The sequence below is a fragment of the Mesorhizobium sp. Arg314 genome (genome assembly GCF_053714275.1).
Genome location: NZ_JBSKBP010000156.1, coordinates 1 through 1,650, shown reverse-complemented (window position 1 = coordinate 1,650; position 1,650 = coordinate 1). Strand labels below are relative to the sequence as shown.

Sequence of the window (1,650 nt, the reverse complement as noted above, 5' to 3'; positions counted from 1 at the left end):
AGGCCTTTGACGGCGAGATCATCATGATCGACAGCTCCTGTGTCCGCGTTCACCAGCACGCCGCCACGGCAAAAAAGATCCCATGGGGCGACGGGCGGCGGAACTCAGGTAAGGTTTCGGGGTCCGACATCCTAACCTTGGAGACGTCTTATGAATCTCTCATCCGTTGCTCTGCCGCCCGTCGGCGAGAAGACTGCCACGATTTTCGTTGCACTGGAATTGAGCAAGTCGGCCTGGCTTGTAGCCCTGCACTCGCCAGCGGCCGACAAGATTAGCCTGCATCGCCTGCAAGGAGGTGACACCGAAGGGCTTATGGCTCTCATTGAACACCGGCGCGAACAGGCGCAGGCCACCTTGACGCGTCCGGTTCGGGTGATGTCGTGCTACAAGGCCGGTTACGACGGTTTCTGGCTGCATCGTTTCCTGTGCGACCGCGGCATCGACAATCGAGTTCTGGATGCGGCCAGCATCCTGGTCGACCGCCGGTCACGCCGGGCCAAGACGGATCGCCTCGATGCGGCGGCGCTGCTGCGCACGCTGATGGCGCTGGAACGCGGCGAGCCGAGGGTCTGCCGGATAGTGCGAGTGCCAAGCCTCGAGCAGGAGAACGATCGCCGTCGCAGCCGGGAACGGGCTCGCCTTGTTAACGAACGCGGCCAGCATTCGAGCCGCATCAAGGGGCTCTTGATGACGCAGGGTATCCGCGACTTCAAACCGGCCAGGCGAGACTGGCGTGAACAGCTTGAGGCGCTGGGCACAGCCGACGGACGAGATCTACCACCCTGCCTCAAGCGCGAGATAGAGCGCGAATGCGACCGTCTGTGGCTGGTGATCGAGATGATCGCGCAGGTCGAGGACGAACAGCGCCAGGCGGCCGAGACCACGGCCCCCGCGACCATCCAGTTGAGCCATCTGCGTGGCATCGGATTGACGATAGCAAGCGTGCTGACGAACGAGGTCTTCTTCCGCGATTTCCAGAACCGGCGTGAGGTCGCCGGCTATCTCGGACTTGCATCCAGTCCCTGGAGCAGTGGCGCGGTCAGCCGCGATCAAGGCATCCAGAGATCGGGCAACCCACGTGCGCGGCGAACCGCCATCGAGCTTGCCTGGCTATGGCTGCGCCACCAGCCCGATAGCCGTCTCGCCCGCTGGTTCCAAGAGCGCGTCGGCGCCGGCAAGGGGCGCATCCGCCGCACCATGATCGTCGCCTTGGCGCGCAAACTGGTAGTCGCCTTGTGGCGGTACCTGACGCAGGGCCTGCTGCCGGACGGCGCCATGACCAAGGTCTGACAAGAGTTCGACGCGAGGGACGGCCAACGTCACTTGCGGCGAAACGGGATGGCTGTGGACCGCTGCCCCCCAGGGCTTTCAATGCCGTCAAAAAGATGGGTCCCATCCTCCCGGCCTCGCCAAACTTGCCCGTGCATGCGGGATATGGGTGCGGGCTCCACGCGAGCCGACCGGATATGAGGTGATGTGGACTTGTTCCGCAGTTCGCCGCGAGGCCGATCCCGACAGCGTCCGAAAGTGATTAGGCCGCCGCCGCTACCATTGACACGACACGCCTCATATGAGGGGGCGCTGACGATGGCTGCATGGGACGTTCCCGCGGCGGCCTCACGACCAAGATCCATGCGCTCGTCGATGCCG

Annotated in this window: 1 protein-coding gene and 2 pseudogenes; all 3 read left to right on the top strand. The window is 63.9% G+C overall.

The window, feature by feature from the left end; translation table 11 throughout:
- A pseudogene (locus ACWGS9_RS34760) lies at nucleotides 1-95 on the top strand (IS5/IS1182 family transposase); the annotation flags it as partial.
- Nucleotides 96-150: 55 nt separating this feature from the next.
- Nucleotides 151-1,290 carry an IS110 family RNA-guided transposase gene (locus ACWGS9_RS34755; RefSeq protein WP_454509425.1) on the top strand — a complete coding sequence of 380 codons (1,140 nt, stop codon included), beginning with the start codon at nucleotides 151-153 and terminating at the stop codon, nucleotides 1,288-1,290.
- A 284-nt stretch (nucleotides 1,291-1,574) separates the two neighbouring features.
- Nucleotides 1,575-1,650: pseudogene (locus ACWGS9_RS34750) on the top strand (IS5/IS1182 family transposase); the annotation flags it as partial.

Excerpts from the sequence above, each read along its gene's own strand:
- ACWGS9_RS34755 (WP_454509425.1), top strand. The coding sequence starts at position 151 with ATGAATCTCTCATCCGTTGCTCTGCCGCCCGTCGGCGAGAAGACTGCC.